This window comes from Brevundimonas vesicularis (genome assembly GCF_900445985.1).
Classification (GTDB): Bacteria; Pseudomonadota; Alphaproteobacteria; order Caulobacterales; family Caulobacteraceae; genus Brevundimonas; species Brevundimonas vesicularis_D.
The window spans coordinates 908,136-923,276 of sequence record NZ_UAQP01000014.1 but is presented as its reverse complement, the minus strand read 5'-3'; the positions used below and the strand labels follow the sequence as shown (position 1 = coordinate 923,276).

The following is a 15,141-nucleotide window of genomic DNA, read 5'->3' as shown; positions in this document are numbered from 1 at the left end:
GCGCTCAAGCAGCGAGGCCCCGCGGGCCGAGCGGTAGCGCGTCCGAAGGACAAGAAGAAATGGGTTATCGCGTCGCCATCGTCGGAGCCACGGGCAATGTGGGCCGCGAAATGCTGAACATCCTCGAGGAGCTGGAATTCCCCGTCGATGAAATCCACGCCATCGCCTCGCGCAAGTCAAAGGGCGTCGAGGTCTCGTTCGGCGACAAGACCATCAAATGCCAGGACATCGAGCAGTTCGACTTCTCCAAGGTCGACATCGTCCTGATGTCCGCCGGCGGCGCGGTGTCCAAGGAATGGTCCGAGAAGATCGGCAAGGCCGGTCCTATCGTGATCGACAACTCCTCGGCCTTCCGCAAGGACCCCGACGTGCCGCTGATCGTGCCCGAGGTGAACCCGGACGCCATCAAGGACGCGACCAAGAAGAACATCATCGCCAATCCCAACTGCTCGACCATCCAGCTGGTGACGGCGCTGAAGCCGCTGCACGATACGGCCAAGATCAAGCGGGTGGTCGTCTCGACCTATCAGTCGGTGTCCGGCGCCGGCAAGGAAGGCATGGACGAGCTGTGGAACCAGACCAAGGCCATCTACGGCCTGGGCGACGCCACGCCTAAGAAGTTCCCCAAACAGATCGCCTTCAACGTCATCCCCTACATCGGCTCCTTCCTCGAGGACGGCTCCACCGACGAGGAGAAGAAGATGTCGGACGAGACGCACAAGATGCTGGACCCCGACATCAAGGTCACCGTCACCTGCGTGCGCGTGCCCGTCTTCGTGGGTCACTCCGAGGCCGTGAATGTGGAGTTCGACCGCCCCATCGAACCCGACGAGGCCCGCGCCATCCTGCGCGAGGCGCCGGGCGTGCTGGTTATCGATAAGCAGGAGCACGACGGCTATATCACCCCCGTCGACGCCGCCAGCGAACACGCCGTCTATGTCAGCCGCATCCGCAAGGACACGACCGTCGAGAACGGCCTGAACCTTTGGGTCGTGTCCGACAACCTGCGCAAGGGCGCCGCCCTGAACGCCGTCCAGATCGCCCAGCTTCTGGATGAGACCGGCGTGATCAAGTCGTCGTCGGGATATCGTTCGATCACGGTCTAGGCGGTCTCAACCGTCATGAACGCCCACGCACCCCCTGCCGACGGCCGCGCCGTCGGCACGGCCATCGCCTGCTACACCCTGTGGGGGCTTCTGCCGCTGCTGTTCATGGCGATGGCGGCGCACGGCTTCGGCGCGCCTGAAATCCTGGCGCACCGGGCGGTCTGGTCGGTCTTCGTTGCCGGTCTGGTCCTGCTGCTGGCTGGGCAATGGGGCGAGGCGCGCCGGGTGCTGGCCACGCCGCGCACCCTGGCCTGGCTGGCCCTGTCCGCGCTGCTAATCGGCACGAACTGGAGCCTCTACGTCTTCGCCACCACGCATCATGCGACGCTGGAGGCCAGCCTCGGCTACTATATCAATCCCCTGCTCAACATGGCGGCCGGCGCCGTGCTGTTCCGCGAGAAGATCGACCGCTGGAGCGCGCTCGCCATCGGTCTGGCCGCCATCGGAGTCGTGATCCAGACGATCGCCCTCGGGCATGTGCCGATCATCGGCCTGACCCTGGCGGTCACCTTCTGCGCCTATGCGGTGATCCGAAAGCGCGTGCCCGCCTCGGCCCAGACTGGTCTGTTCGTGGAATGTCTGGTGCTGCTGCCCATCGGCGCGGTCTTCCTGGCCTGGTTGACCACCCACGGTCAGGCGGTCGGATTTGCATCGCCCTCCGGCCTGATCTGGGCGCTTGTGAACGGCCCGGCGACCGTGATCCCGCTGGCGCTGTTCGCCTGGTCGGCGCGGCGTCTGCCCCTGTCCACGGTCGGTTTCATCCAGTTCCTCGCCCCGACGCTGCAGTTCGCCTGCGGCGTCGCGACCGGCGAGCCTCTGACCCTGCTGCGGATCGTGTCCTTCGTCTTCATCTGGGCCGGCGCCGGCGTCTTCGCCCTGGCCGCCTTCAATCGCAGCCGCGCGGCACGCGAGGCGTTGAAGACCACGGCGGAACCGGCGTAGCGTTCGCCCATACGGAGGCGAGGCCATGACGACCGCCCAACGGGGCCCCTGCGAAGGCGGACAGGTCCACGCCGCCGCCGAACCGGCCCATCCGCTGTCGGCGGCGCGCAAACGCTGGGTGCTGGCCGCGACGGTGCTGGGCTCCAGCCTGACCTTCATCGACGGCTCAGCCCTGGGCGTCGCCTTGCCCGCCGTACAGCGGGATCTTGCGGCCGGCACGGCGGCGGTCCAGTGGGTGTCGAACGCCTATCTGCTGACGCTGGGCGCCCTCGTTCTGATCGGCGGCGCGGCCGGCGATCGGTTCGGCCGCCGGCGCGTCTTTCTGATCGGGGTCGCGATCTTCGCCCTGGCCTCCATCGGCTGCGCCCTGGCGCCCACCGTCCAGGCCCTGGTCGCCGGCCGGGCGATCCAGGGGATCGGCGCGGCGCTTCTGACGCCCGGCGCCTTGGCGGTGATCGGCGCAACCTTCCCGCCCGAGGAGCGCGGCAAGGCCTTTGGAACCTGGGCCGGGTTCGGGGCGCTGACCGGCATGATCGGGCCGCTGATCGGAGGATGGCTGGCCGACGCCGCCGACTGGCGCGCCATCTTCTGGATCAACGTCCCGCTGGCGATCCTGACCGCTGTGGTGACCCTGGCCGCCACGCCCGAGAGCCGTGATCCCGACGCGCGCGGTCTGGACGGTCTGGGCGCGGTTCTGGCGGTCGCCGGGCTGGGCGCCCTGACCTGGGCCCTGACCGCCGCGCCCGATCTGGGGTTCGCATCGCCCGCGATCCTGGCCGCACTGGGCGTGGGCGCGGCGCTGCTGGCCGCCTTCGTCTGGGCCGAGGCGCACCAGAGCCACCCGATGATGCCGCTGGGCCTGTTTTCGTCCTCCGTGTTCAGCGGGATCAATCTGCTGACCCTGCTGCTCTATTTCGCCTTGGGCGGGGCGATGTTCTTCCTGCCCTTCGATCTGATCCGGGTTCACGGCTGGAGCGCGACCGAAGCCGGGGCCGCCATGCTGCCCTTCGCCGCCGTCATGGGCCTGTTTTCCGGTCTCGCTGGACGGGTCGCCGATCGGTTCGGCGCGCGTCTGTCGCTCAGCGTCGGGCCGGCCCTGGCCGGGATCGGGCTGGCGCTCCTCGGCGTGCCTGCGCCGGGCGCGGGCTATGTCGACGGACCGCTGGCGGGGATGACGGTGCTGGCGATCGGCATGACCCTGGCGGTCGGGCCGCTGACGGCGACGGTGATGGGGGCCGTCAAGGCGGGCCACACCGGCGTGGCCTCGGGCGTCAACAATGCGGTGGCGCGCGTGGCCAGCCTTCTGGCCGTCGCCCTCTTGGGCCTGGTGCTGTCTGCGGTCTTCGCCCAGGTCGCCAACCTGCCTGACACGCGCGCCCAGCTGGCCCAAGTCATGTCGGGCGGCGAGGTCACGCCCGTCGCCCGCGACGCCTTCCATGCGGCGTTTCGGGCCGTGATCCTGACGTGCGCCGGCTGCGCGGGCTTGGCCGGCCTGATCGGCCTGCTGACCGCGCCCGGCCCGGTTCACAAGGCGGCGTAGAGCGCGTCCAGCAACCGCTTGGGCCGAGGGTCGCCGATCAGGTGCGGCGACTGGCGCGTCATCACATAGGCCGCCGACAGCTTCCGCGACGGATCCGCCATGGCCATCGACCCGCCCCAGCCATAATGGCCAAAGGCGTCGTTCGGCCCGAACACCTTCAGCCCGTCATTGCGCATCAGACCGGCCGCCCAGCTGATCGTATAGGGCAGCACCTTATCCGGCCCATGGATGCGCTCGCGCGTCAGCTGATCCAGAGTTCCCGCCGACAGCACCGACCGGCCGTCCAGCACGCCGCCATTGGCCACCACGCCCAGCATCTTCGCCAGGCCCAGCGCCGTGCCGTGCAGATTGGCCGACGGAATCTCCATCTCGCGCCAGGCCGCCGAACCGCGCCCGCCCGGCGCCGAGCCGCGATCCAGGAAGGCCGCCTGTTTGATCGGATCGATGGCCCCCAGGCTGGGCGCCGCCGTGGGTTTGCGCATCTGCGCCACGCGCCCGTGTTCGCTTTCGGGCAGGCCGATCCACAGGTCCAGCTCCGGGAAGTCCTGGCGCAGCGCCTGGCCCATCGTCCGGCCGGTCGCGCGGCGATAGACCTCATTGGCCAGATAGCCGACGGTGATCGGGTGATAGCCCGAGGCTGAACCCGGCGGCCACATCGGCGCCTGGGCCGCCAGACGCGCCAGCACCGCGGGCACATCGAACCAGATCGTCGGATCGACCGCCTCGGAAAAGCCCGGCAGCCCCGACTGGTGGCTCATCAGCTGGGCGACGGTGACCTCCGCCTTGCCCGCCGCCCCGAACTCGGGCCACAGCGAGGCGATCGTCTGGTCATAGTCGATCTGACCCGCCTCGACCGCGCTCGCCATCAGAATGGCCATCACCGCCTTGCCGGTCGAAAACACCGAGGTCAGGGTGGTGTCGGTAAACGGCGTCGTCCTGGCCGTATCCGCATGGCCCGCCCACAGATCGACGACCGCCTGGCCCTCGACCAGCACGCTGAACCGCGCCGCCTGCTCGTTCAGCCCCTCGGGCGCGACGGTGAAGTTGGCGGCGAACGCCTCGCGCACGGCCTCATAGCCGGGTGCGCAAACGCCGTGGATGTCGATGAGATCGGTCATGGGCCGGTCCTAGCGCGCTCGCCGCCCACGAAAAAGGCCTCCCGCCGAAACGGGAGGCCTCAAATCGTTCGATCCTTCGACGGAATCAGGCCGCGACGACCTCGGTGGCCTGTTCGGCCAGGATGGTCAGGCCTTCGCCGTTCACGTCGGCAAAGCCGCCGTGGACATCGTACTGGGTCTTTGAGCCGTTGTTATAGACGGTCACCAGACCCTCGCGCAGGGCGGTCATGAAAGGCGCATGATCCGGCAGAACGCCGAAGTCGCCCTCGACGCCCGGTGCATCGACCTGGTCCACGAGGCCCGAGAAGACCTCGCGTTCCGGCGAGACGAGGGAGAAGTTCAGCTTGCCGGCCATGATCAGGCTTCCGACGCCATCTTCTCGGCCTTGGCGACGGCCTCTTCGATGGAGCCGACCATGTAGAAGGCGGCTTCCGGCAGGTGGTCGTATTCACCGGCGACGATGCCCTTGAACGAGCGGATCGTGTCGGCCAGCTCGACGAACTTGCCGGGCGAGTTGGTGAACTGTTCGGCCACGAAGAAGGGCTGCGACAGGAAGCGCTGGATCTTGCGGGCGCGCGAGACGACCAGCTTGTCCTCTTCCGACAGCTCGTCCATGCCCAAGATGGCGATGATGTCCTTCAGGCCCTTGTACTGCTGCAGCACTTCCTGAACCGAACGGGCGACGTTGTAGTGTTCGTCGCCGATGACCAGCGGGTCCATGATCCGCGAGGTCGAGTCCAGCGGGTCAACGGCCGGGAAGATGGCCTGGGCGGCGATGTCGCGGCTCAACACCGTCGTCGCGTCCAAGTGGGCGAACGAGGCGGCGGGCGCCGGGTCGGTCAGGTCGTCGGCGGGCACGTAGATGGCCTGGACCGAGGTGATCGAACCCTTCTTGGTCGAGGTGATGCGCTCCTGCAGGTTGCCCATCTCGGTGGCCAGCGTCGGCTGATAGCCCACGGCCGAGGGGATGCGGCCCAGCAGAGCCGACACTTCCGAACCGGCTTGCGTGAAGCGGAAGATGTTGTCGACGAACAGCAGCACGTCCTTGCCTTCTTCGTCACGGAAGTATTCCGCGATCGACAGGCCGGTCAGGGCGACGCGAGCGCGGGCGCCGGGGGGCTCGTTCATCTGGCCGTACACCAGGGCGCACTTGGAGCCCTCGGTCGAGCCGCCGTTCTTGGACGGGTCCACGTTCACGTTGGACTCGATCATCTCGTGATACAGGTCGTTGCCTTCGCGGGTGCGCTCGCCCACGCCGGCCAGAACCGAATAACCGCCGTACGCCTTGGCGATGTTGTTGATCAGCTCCTGCATGGTCACGGTCTTGCCCACGCCGGCGCCGCCGAACAGGCCGATCTTGCCGCCCTTGGTGTAGGGGCACATCAGGTCGATGACCTTGATGCCCGTGACCAGGATTTCCGACGAGGTCGACTGCTCTTCGAAGCTGGGCGCTTCTTTGTGGATCGGGCGGTATTCGGTGGTGGCGATCGGGCCGGCTTCGTCGATCGGCTGGCCGACGACGTTCATGATGCGGCCCAAGGTGCCGGGGCCGACCGGAGCCTGGATCGACGAGCCGGTGTCGGTCACGGGCTGGCCGCGCGTCAGGCCTTCGGTCGTGTCCATCGAGATGGCGCGGACCATGTTCTCACCCAGGTGCTGGGCGACTTCCAGAACCAGGGTGAAGGGCTCGCCCGTCTTCTGGTCGACGTTCTGGGTGTGCAGGGCGTTCAGGATCGCCGGCAGGTGGCCGTCGAACTCGACGTCGACGACGGCGCCGATGACCTGGGCGATCTTGCCCGAGCCGGCGACGTTGACGGGCGCGGCGGCCGCAGCGGCCTTGGCGGCGGCGGGCTTGCGGGCTGCGGGTTTCTTGGCGGCGGGGGGGGCGACGGTGTCGGTCATGGTCAGGGTCCGTATCGGAATGTCTGTTCGGTCGGGATCAGAGGGCTTCGGCGCCGGCGATGATCTCGATCAGCTCGGTGGTGATCTGGGCTTGGCGCTTGCGGTTGTACTGCAGCGTCAGGGCGTTGATGAGGTCGCCCGCATTTCGCGTCGCATTGTCCATCGCCGCCATCTGCGAGCCGAAGAAGCCGGCCTGGTTCTCGTACAGCGCGGCCAGGATCTGGGTCGTCAGCGCGCGCGGCAGCAGGGTTTCCAGGATTTCCTCTTCCGAGGGCTCGTACTCATAGACCGCGCCGTTCAGGTCGATCGGCGCCGCATCTCCCTCGACCACGGCCGGGATCAGTTGCTTGGCCGTCGGGACCTGTTGGATCACCGACTTGAACTGGCTGTAGAACAGGGTGACCACATCGGCCTGCCCCTCTTCGAACGCCGTGGCGATCATTTCGGCGACCGGCTGGGCCGACGGCAGGCCGATCGTCTTGTGGTCCGACAGTTCGAAAGTGTGAACCACCTTGTCGCCGTACAGACGCGCCAGCTGATCGCGCGACTTCTTGCCGACGGCGATGATCTTCACATCCTTGCCGGCGTTGATCAGGCTGTTGATCCGCTCGCGCGCGGCGCGGATGACGTTGGTCGAGAAACCGCCCGCCAGACCCTTGTCCGCTGTCGCCACGACGATCAGGTGACGCTGGTCCTGGCCCGTGCCCGACAGCATCTTGGGCGCGTCGGCGCCCGAGACGCCGGCGGCCAGATTGGCGATGACCGAGGCCATCTTCTGCGCATAGGGCCGGGCGCTCTCGGCCTGATCCTGGGCGCGCTTCAGCTTGGCCGCGGCGACCATCTGCATGGCTTTCGTGATCTTCTGCGTGGCTTTCACGCTTCCGATCCGATTGCGCATTTCCTTAAGGCTGGCCATCCGGCGCTACTCTCTCAGCTGTCCGGAGGGGCTCAGGCGAAGGTCTTGACGAAGGCGGCCAGGATGTCCTTCAGCTCGGCTTCGAGGTCCGAGGTCAGGTCCTTCTTGGTGCGGATGCCTTCCAGCAGCGACGCGTGGTTCGCATGGATGCGCGCCAGCAGCTCCTTCTCGAAGCGGCCGACGTCGCCGACCGCGATGCCGTCGATATAGCCGCGCGTGCCGGCGTAGACCGAGACGACCTGCTCTTCCATCGCCAGCGGCGAATACTGCGGCTGCTTCAGCAGTTCCGTCAGGCGGGCGCCGCGCGCCAGCAGCTTTTGGGTCGAGGCGTCCAGGTCCGAGCCGAACTTGGCGAAGGCGGCCATCTCGCGATACTGGGCCAGCTCGCCCTTGATCGAACCGGCGACCTTCTTCATCGCCTTGGTCTGGGCCGACGAGCCGACGCGCGACACCGAGATGCCGACGTTCACGGCCGGACGGATGCCCTGATAGAACAGGTCCGATTCCAGGAAGATCTGACCGTCGGTGATCGAGATCACGTTGGTGGGGATGTAGGCCGAAACGTCGTTCGCTTGCGTTTCGATGATCGGCAGGGCGGTCATCGAGCCCGAACCATAGTCCTCGTTCAGCTTGGCCGAACGTTCCAGCAGGCGGCTGTGCAGATAGAAGACGTCGCCCGGATAGGCTTCACGGCCGGGCGGGCGGCGCAGCAGCAGCGACATCTGGCGATAGGCGACGGCCTGCTTGGACAGGTCGTCATAGACGATCAGGGCGTGCATGCCGTTGTCGCGGAAGAACTCGCCCATGGCGGTGCCGGCGAACGGGGCCAGGAACTGCAGCGGGGCCGGCTCCGAGGCGGTGCAGGCCACGACGATCGTGTATTCCAGCGCGCCGGACTCTTCGAGGGTCTTGACGATCTGGGCTACCGTCGAACGCTTCTGACCGATGGCGACGTAGATGCAGTAGAGCTTGGCGCTCTCATCGTCGGTCTTGTTGACGCTCTTCTGGTTCAGGATGGTGTCGATGGCGACGGCGGTCTTGCCGACCTGACGGTCGCCGATGATCAGCTCGCGCTGGCCGCGGCCGACGGGGATCAGGGTGTCGATGGCCTTCAGGCCGGTCTGCATCGGCTCATGGACCGACTTGCGCGGGATGATGCCGGGCGCCTTGACGTCAACGCGGCGGCGCTCGGTGAACTCGATCGGGCCCTTGCCGTCGATCGGCTCGCCCAGCGGGTTGACGACGCGACCCAGCAGGCCACGGCCGACCGGCACGTCCACGATCTCGCCCAGACGGCGCACGTCGTCGCCCTCGGCGATCGCGGCGTCGGCGCCGAAGATCACGGCGCCGACATTGTCGCGTTCCAGGTTCAGGGCCATGCCCTTCACGCCGGCCTTGGTGAACTCGACCATTTCACCGGCCTGGACATTGTCCAGACCGTGGATGCGGGCGATGCCGTCGCCGACCGACAGCACGCTGCCGACGTCGGAAACGTCGGCTTCGACGCCGAAGTTGGCGATCTGCGACTTGAGGATGGCCGAGATTTCAGCGGCGCGGATGTCCATGACGGGCTCTCTGTTCTTCAGTCTTCTGCGGGTGCGCCGTTCAGGCGCGCATTCTGGGTGGCGGGAGCGCGTTTACGCGCGCTTGAGGGCGAACTTCATCTGGTCGAGCTTGGTCTTCAGCGAGGCGTCGAACAGTTTCGAGCCCACCTTGACCTTCAGGCCGCCCAGGATCGACGGATCGACGCGCGCGGTCAGTTCCGGGGCCTTGCCCAGGCTCTTGGACAGGGCGGCGGTGATGGCGGCGATCTGTTTGGCGTCCAGCGGCTGGGCCGAGACGACCTCGGCGGCGACCACGCCGGCGTGTTTGGCGTAGCGCGCCTCGAACCCGGCGATCACGGCGGGCAGATCCTTGGCGCGATGGTTCTGAGCCAGCAGACCCAAGAAGTTGGTCGTGGTCTGTTCGAACTTGGCCTTGGCGGCGATAGCCACCAGACCCTTGGCCTGGTCCGGTGCGGCGATGACGGGCGAGGTCGCCAGGCGACGCAGGTCGGCGCTTTCGCTCCAGGCCGCCTTCAGCGACTTCAGGTCGGCGCGGACGGCGTCCAGGCGGCCGGTTTCCAGCGCCAGGTCGAACAGCGCCTGTGCGTAGCGATCGCCGACTTCCGTCGTTCTGAAATCATCAGCCACTGATTAGGGTCCGAGGTCGTTGTGTCAGGGTCGCAACCGAAAGCGAGGCTCGCAACGGTCAAAAGCTTGAAATGCTTTCGGAAAGCACGACGGAGGCCGTATCCGTAAATACGCCCCCTTCAAGCCGGGCGCCTGATAGCACGGGGTTTCGCCGCTCGCAACATTGCGTGAAGGCGCACCGATGACGCAGGGCGAGAGCGCGCCCCCGTTTCCTTCCACACAGAGTAGGAAGGGCGACCGAGCCCAGGGGGGTGCGACCATGACGCCGCACCCCATCGCTTGATCGGAACCTGCGTCGGCTCTAGCGCTTTCCGCTCAAGCTTTTCGCTCCCTCAGGACCCCCCATGCTCGACAGCATAATCCCTCTGTTCTCCGATCCGGCCGCCTGGGCCGCATTGGTGACCCTCATCGTGATGGAGGTCGTGCTCGGCATCGACAACCTGATCTTCATCTCGATCCTGTCGAACAAGCTGCCCGAGCATCAGCGGCAGAGGGTGCGGCGGATCGGTATCGGCCTGGCTTTGATCATGCGCCTGGCCCTGCTGTCGATCATCGCCTGGTTGGTCGGTCTGGTTCAGCCGGTCTTCACCGTCATGGGCAATGAATTCTCCTGGAAGGACCTGATCCTGATCGCGGGCGGCCTCTTCCTGGTCTGGAAGGCGACCAAGGAAATCCACCACACGGTCGATCCCACGCCCAGCCACGATGTCATGGACAAGAAGGACGTGGTCATCGCCAACGCCGGCGCGGCCATCTTCCAGATCATCCTGTTGGACATCGTCTTCTCGATCGATTCGATCCTGACCGCCGTCGGCATGACCGAGCACCTGCCGATCATGGTCGTCGCCGTTCTGGTCGCCGTGACCGTCATGCTGCTGGCCGCCGACCCCCTGGCCAACTTCATCAACAAGAATCCCAGCGTCGTCATGCTGGCGCTCGGCTTCCTGCTGATGATCGGCATGGTGTTGATCGCCGACGGCTTCGGCTATCATGTGCCCAAGGGCTACATCTATGCGGCAATGGCCTTCTCGGCCGGTGTTGAGGCGTTGAACATGCTGGGTCGCAAATCCGCATCCAAGAAGGAAAAGGCCGAACTGGCCCGCAACGAGGCGAACGCCGCCGAGGCCCGCGCCCGGAAGGCCGAGGCCGAAGCCGCCGCAGAGCGGGGCTGAGGCTCATGATGCGCCTGTCGTCCCGGCTCGCCGGCCTTGTCGCCGGTCTGCTGCTGACGACAGGCGTCGCCCTGCCGGTCAGGGCCGAGGTCCCGGTCCAGTCCTACGAGGTCGTGCGGGCCTATCCGCACGACACGGCGGCCTTCACCGAAGGCCTCTTCTTTCACGACGGCGACCTTTACGAGAGCACGGGCCTGTATCCGTCCTTTATCCGCAAGGTCGATCTGGAGACCGGCCGCGTGGAGCGTCAGCGCGACCTGCCGACCATCTATTTCGGCGAGGGCATGACCACGCTGAACGGCAAGCTCTACAGCCTGACTTGGCGCAACCACATCGGCTTCATCTGGAAGCTGGATGACTTCTCGCCCCTGGGCGGTTTCTCCTATCCGGGCGAGGGCTGGGCCCTGACGACCGACGGGCGCCGGCTGATCATGAGCGACGGCACAGACCAGCTGCGCTTCCTCGACCCCGAGACGCTGGCCGAAACGGGCCGGGTCTCGGTCACCGCTGACGGCCGGCCGCTGGATCAGATCAACGAACTGGAATGGATCGACGGCGAGGTCTTCGCCAATATCTGGCAGGACAACCGCATCGCGCGCATCGATCCCGAGACCGGCGTGGTCAAGGCCTTCATCGACCTGACCGCCCTGGTCCCCAAGGGCGCGTACCTCGACCCCAACGACGACGTCCTGAACGGCATCGCCTGGGACGCGGCGGGCAAACGCCTGTTCATCACCGGCAAACGCTGGCCGCAACTGTTCGAGATTCGGCTGAAATAATCTCCCAATGGCCCGTCATTCCGGGGCGTCCGCAGGACGAACCCGGAACCCAGGGGATCAGCACCAGCCATAGAGGCCGTCCACCTGGTTTCCGGGTTCCTCGCTTCGCTCAGCCCCGGAATGACGATCGGAAGTCAGATCTCGCTCAGCCGTGCATGTCGAACCTGTCGAGCTCCATGACCTTGGTCCAGGCCGCCACGAAGTCCGAGACGAACTTCCCTTCGGCGTGGGCCCCAGCATAGACCTCGGCCAGCGCCCGCAGCACGGCGTTGGAGCCGAACACCAGATCGACACGTGTGCCGGTCCACTTGGCTTCGCCCGTCTTGCGATCGCGGCCTTCGAACACGTCCTTGGCGTCCGAGGTCGCGCTCCATTTCACGTTCATGTCCAGCAGGTTGACGAAGACATCGTTGGACAGCACGCCGGGCCGTTCGGTCAGCACGCCGTGCGTCGCGCCGCCCGTATTGATGTTGATGGCCCGAAGGCCGCCGATCAGCACCGTCATCTCCGGCGCCGTCAGCGTCAGCCGCTGCGCCTGATCGATCAGCAGCGACTCGGCCGGCACGGCATAGCGCGCCTTCTGGAAGTTGCGGAAGCCGTCGGCGACCGGCTCCAGATAGCCGAAGGATTCGACGTCCGTGTCCGCCTGGCTGGCGTCCGTCCGGCCGGGCGTGAACGGCACGATGGCGTCGTGGCCCGCCGCCTTGGCCGCCTGCTCGACGCCCGCATTACCGGCCAGCACGATCAGGTCGGCCAGGGACACCTTCTTGCCGCCCGTCTGCGCCTGATTGAATTCGGTCTGGATGCGCTCCAGCGTCTTGAGCACCCGGTCCAGCTGTTCGGGCTGGTTGACGGCCCAATCCTTCTGCGGCGCCAGGCGGATGCGGGCGCCGTTGGCCCCGCCCCGCTTGTCCCCGCCGCGGAAGGTCGAGGCCGAGGCCCAGGCCGTGCCCACAAGTTCGGCGGCGCTCAGGCCCGAGTCCAGCACCTTGGCCTTCAGAGCCGCCGCGTCCGTCGCGTCGATCAGCGGATGATCCACCTCCGGCACCGGATCCTGCCACAACAGGACTTCGCCCGGGACTTCCGGCCCGACGTAGCGCGAACGCGGCCCCAGATCGCGGTGCGTCAGCTTGAACCAGGCGCGCGCAAAGGCGTCCGCGAAGGCTTGGGGATTATTCAGGAAGCGACGCGAGATCGCCTCATAGGCCGGGTCGAATCGCAGCGACAGGTCGGTCGTCAGCATCGTCGGCCGCTTCTTCTTGGCCGGATCGTGGGCGTCGGGAATGATCTCGCCCGCATCCTTGGCCACCCACTGATGCGCCCCGGCCGGGGACTTCTCCAGCTCCCATTCGAAGCCGAACAGGTTCTCGAAGAAGAAGTTGCTCCACTGGGCCGGCGTCTGGGTCCAGGTGACTTCAAGGCCGCTGGTGATGGCGTCGGCGCCGTGCCCCGTACCAAAGCTCGAGGTCCAGCCCAGGCCTTGCGCCTCCAGCCCGTCGCCTTCAGGCTCCGCGCCGACGTGGTCGGCAGGGCCCGCGCCGTGTGTCTTGCCGAAGGTATGGCCGCCCGCGATCAGGGCGACCGTCTCCTCGTCGTTCATCGCCATCCGGGCGAAGGTGTCGCGGATATCGCGCGCCGCCGCGATCGGATCGGGATTGCCGTCCGGCCCCTCCGGATTGACGTAGATCAGGCCCATCTGCACGGCCGCCAGCGGGTTCTCCAGATCGCGCGAATGCTTGTCGCCGTCCGCATTGTCATCGCTGACCAGCACGGCCTCGTCGCCCGGCTTCACCACCCCGTCCGAGCCGTGGGCATAGCGCTCGTCGCCGCCCAGCCAGGTCGTTTCGCGACCCCAATAGACGTCCTGATCCGGCTCCCAGGTATCGGCGCGGCCGCCGGAGAAGCCGAAGGTGCGGAAGCCCATGGTCTCCAGCGCGACGTTTCCGGTCAGGATCATCAGGTCGGCCCACGAGATGGCCTGGCCATACTTCTGCTTGATGGGCCACAACAGGCGGCGTGACTTGTCGATATTGACGTTGTCGGGCCAGGAGTTCAGCGGGGCGAACCGCTGCTGGCCCCGCCCGCCGCCGCCGCGACCATCGCCGACGCGATAGGTGCCGGCGCTGTGCCAGGCCATGCGGATGAACTGCGGGCCATAATGGCCGAAGTCCGCCGGCCACCAATCCTTGGAGTCCGTCATCAGGGCGCGCAGATCCGCCTTCAGCGCCTCATAGTCCAGCTTGGAAAAGGCCTCGCGGTAGTCGAACGCCCCCCCCAACGGGTCGGACTTGGTCGAGTGCTGGTTCAGCAGATCGACCCGCAGCTGATTGGGCCACCAATCGCGGTTCTGAACGCCGCCGCCTGCGACCGACCTAGGCGTCCGGCCGGAAAAGGGGCATTTGGCTTCGTCGGTCATGGTGTTTTCTCCCTGCTGCACTGGCGCACGACGGCGAGCGATTTTTCGATCGCCCTGTAGATGATGGGGTCATACGACACGGGTCAAACGGATAAAGCCAATCGATTATCCTTGGCGTCAGCATAGGACGGGCCTATTTCCCTTCCATGCTCCCCACCCTGCGTCAGCTCCAGTATCTCAAGCTCCTTGCCGAACACGGCAGCTTCTCGCGCGCCGCCGAGGCCGCCCACGTCAGCCAACCCGCCCTCAGCGCCGGGGTGCAGGAGTTGGAGCGCATCCTGGGCGCGCCGGTGGTCGAACGCGCGCGCGGCGCCGTGATCATGACCGCCGTTGGGGCGGAGGCCGTTCGCCGCGCCGAGGACGTCCTGGCCCGCACCGAGGATCTGGTCGAGGCGGCCAAAAACGCCGGGCGTCTGCTGTCCGGCCGATTCCGCCTGGGCGTGATTCCGACCGTGGCCCCCTTCCTGCTGCCCGCCAAGCTCCCCTCGGTAAAGGCCGCCTATCCCAGCCTGAAGCTGTTCATCCGCGAGGATCTGACGCCCCGGCTGATCGCGGCGCTGAAGGCGGGACAGATCGACGCCGCCGTCATCGCCCTGCCCTATGAGGCGCCGGGCATCGCCCACGCGCGCATAGGCGACGACGAGATCATGGCCGCCGCCCCCCACGACCACGCCCTGGCCGCGCCTGGTCCCATCCGACCTGGCTCGCTGCGGGCCGAGGATCTGATCCTGCTGGAAGACGGCCATTGCCTACGCGACCACGCTCTGGCGGCGCTGGATATCGAGGCCCCGCGCGGCGACGACGTCTTTGCGGCCACCAGCCTGCACACCCTGGTTCAGATGGTCGGCTCGGGCCTCGGCGTTTCCTTCCTGCCGAAGATGGCGGTGCAGGCCGGTCTGGCCGACAACCCCTCCGTCGCCATTCGCGCCTTCGAGAACCAGGCTGACGGCGCCCCGCCCCATCGCGAGATCGTCGTCGCCTGGCGCGCCGGCTCCAGCCGCGCCGCCGAGGCCCGGCTGCTGGCCGAGGCCCTGAAGCTAGAGTGAAGCTAGAGCGAA

General features: G+C 66.9%; 13 protein-coding genes. 6 read left to right on the top strand and 7 right to left on the bottom strand.

What is annotated here, in order from left to right; all coding sequences use genetic code 11:
- Nucleotides 1–59: 59 nt before the first annotated feature.
- The 3 genes from DT343_RS13540 to DT343_RS13530 are packed head-to-tail and all read left to right on the top strand — an operon-like array spanning nt 60 to nt 3,588.
- Complete coding sequence (locus DT343_RS13540) at nt 60–1,106, top strand: aspartate-semialdehyde dehydrogenase (protein ID WP_112863271.1); 1,047 nt, start codon at nt 60–62, stop codon at nt 1,104–1,106.
- Nucleotides 1,107–1,121: 15 nt separating this feature from the next.
- Entirely contained in the window at nt 1,122–2,048 is a 927-nt protein-coding gene (gene rarD, locus DT343_RS13535; RefSeq protein WP_066628182.1) for an EamA family transporter RarD, read from the top strand.
- 25 nt (nt 2,049–2,073) lie between these two features.
- Nucleotides 2,074–3,588: an MFS transporter gene (locus DT343_RS13530; protein WP_112863270.1), complete on the top strand. Its 1,515-nt coding sequence runs from the start codon at nt 2,074–2,076 to the stop codon at nt 3,586–3,588.
- Here the strand turns inward: DT343_RS13530 and DT343_RS13525 are convergent.
- From DT343_RS13525 to DT343_RS13500, 6 genes are all read right to left on the bottom strand, one after another.
- The gene (locus DT343_RS13525; RefSeq protein ID WP_112863269.1) at nt 3,573–4,706 is read right to left on the bottom strand and encodes a serine hydrolase domain-containing protein; all 1,134 of its coding nucleotides are present in this window, start codon (nt 4,704–4,706) and stop codon (nt 3,573–3,575) included. The genes DT343_RS13530 and DT343_RS13525 overlap by 16 nt on opposite strands.
- An 85-nt stretch (nt 4,707–4,791) precedes the next feature.
- The gene (locus DT343_RS13520; protein WP_039243854.1) at nt 4,792–5,061 is read right to left on the bottom strand and encodes an ATP synthase F1 subunit epsilon; all 270 of its coding nucleotides are present in this window, start codon (nt 5,059–5,061) and stop codon (nt 4,792–4,794) included.
- 2 nt (nt 5,062–5,063) lie between these two features.
- Complete coding sequence (gene atpD, locus DT343_RS13515) at nt 5,064–6,608, bottom strand: F0F1 ATP synthase subunit beta (protein ID WP_112863268.1); 1,545 nt, start codon at nt 6,606–6,608, stop codon at nt 5,064–5,066.
- A gap of 37 nt (nt 6,609–6,645) precedes the next feature.
- Nucleotides 6,646–7,524 carry a F0F1 ATP synthase subunit gamma gene (locus tag DT343_RS13510; RefSeq protein ID WP_045809980.1) on the bottom strand — a complete coding sequence of 293 codons (879 nt, stop codon included), beginning with the start codon at nt 7,522–7,524 and terminating at the stop codon, nt 6,646–6,648.
- A gap of 32 nt (nt 7,525–7,556) precedes the next feature.
- The gene (gene atpA, locus DT343_RS13505; RefSeq protein WP_017506807.1) at nt 7,557–9,089 is read right to left on the bottom strand and encodes a F0F1 ATP synthase subunit alpha; all 1,533 of its coding nucleotides are present in this window, start codon (nt 9,087–9,089) and stop codon (nt 7,557–7,559) included.
- Between the two features lie 72 nt (nt 9,090–9,161).
- Nucleotides 9,162–9,716: a F0F1 ATP synthase subunit delta gene (locus DT343_RS13500; RefSeq protein WP_112863267.1), complete on the bottom strand. Its 555-nt coding sequence runs from the start codon at nt 9,714–9,716 to the stop codon at nt 9,162–9,164.
- Nucleotides 9,717–10,060: 344 nt separating this feature from the next.
- Between DT343_RS13500 and DT343_RS13495 the strand changes: the two genes are divergently transcribed.
- Both DT343_RS13495 and DT343_RS13490 read left to right on the top strand, forming a co-directional pair.
- Nucleotides 10,061–10,888: a TerC family protein gene (locus DT343_RS13495; RefSeq protein WP_112863266.1), complete on the top strand. Its 828-nt coding sequence runs from the start codon at nt 10,061–10,063 to the stop codon at nt 10,886–10,888.
- Between the two features lie 5 nt (nt 10,889–10,893).
- A complete protein-coding gene (locus DT343_RS13490) occupies nt 10,894–11,667 on the top strand; it encodes a glutaminyl-peptide cyclotransferase (RefSeq protein ID WP_112863265.1) in 774 nt (257 codons plus the stop codon).
- Nucleotides 11,668–11,812: 145 nt separating this feature from the next.
- Here DT343_RS13490 and katG read toward each other — a convergent pair whose 3' ends face one another.
- Entirely contained in the window at nt 11,813–14,083 is a 2,271-nt protein-coding gene (gene katG / locus DT343_RS13485) for a catalase/peroxidase HPI (RefSeq protein ID WP_112863264.1), read from the bottom strand.
- A gap of 146 nt (nt 14,084–14,229) precedes the next feature.
- Between katG and DT343_RS13480 the strand changes: the two genes are divergently transcribed.
- The gene (locus DT343_RS13480; RefSeq protein ID WP_112863263.1) at nt 14,230–15,129 is read left to right on the top strand and encodes a hydrogen peroxide-inducible genes activator; all 900 of its coding nucleotides are present in this window, start codon (nt 14,230–14,232) and stop codon (nt 15,127–15,129) included.
- Nucleotides 15,130–15,141: the final 12 nt, after the last annotated feature.

Coding starts and splice junctions, on each gene's coding strand:
- DT343_RS13540 (WP_112863271.1), top strand. CDS start 60: ATGGGTTATCGCGTCGCCATCGTCGGAGCCACGGGCAATGTGGGCCGC.
- rarD (WP_066628182.1), top strand. CDS start 1,122: ATGAACGCCCACGCACCCCCTGCCGACGGCCGCGCCGTCGGCACGGCC.
- DT343_RS13530 (WP_112863270.1), top strand. CDS start 2,074: ATGACGACCGCCCAACGGGGCCCCTGCGAAGGCGGACAGGTCCACGCC.
- DT343_RS13525 (WP_112863269.1), bottom strand. CDS start 4,706: ATGACCGATCTCATCGACATCCACGGCGTTTGCGCACCCGGCTATGAG.
- DT343_RS13520 (WP_039243854.1), bottom strand. CDS start 5,061: ATGGCCGGCAAGCTGAACTTCTCCCTCGTCTCGCCGGAACGCGAGGTC.
- atpD (WP_112863268.1), bottom strand. CDS start 6,608: ATGACCGACACCGTCGCCCCCCCCGCCGCCAAGAAACCCGCAGCCCGC.
- DT343_RS13510 (WP_045809980.1), bottom strand. CDS start 7,524: ATGGCCAGCCTTAAGGAAATGCGCAATCGGATCGGAAGCGTGAAAGCC.
- atpA (WP_017506807.1), bottom strand. CDS start 9,089: ATGGACATCCGCGCCGCTGAAATCTCGGCCATCCTCAAGTCGCAGATC.
- DT343_RS13495 (WP_112863266.1), top strand. CDS start 10,061: ATGCTCGACAGCATAATCCCTCTGTTCTCCGATCCGGCCGCCTGGGCC.
- DT343_RS13490 (WP_112863265.1), top strand. CDS start 10,894: ATGATGCGCCTGTCGTCCCGGCTCGCCGGCCTTGTCGCCGGTCTGCTG.
- katG (WP_112863264.1), bottom strand. CDS start 14,083: ATGACCGACGAAGCCAAATGCCCCTTTTCCGGCCGGACGCCTAGGTCG.
- DT343_RS13480 (WP_112863263.1), top strand. CDS start 14,230: ATGCTCCCCACCCTGCGTCAGCTCCAGTATCTCAAGCTCCTTGCCGAA.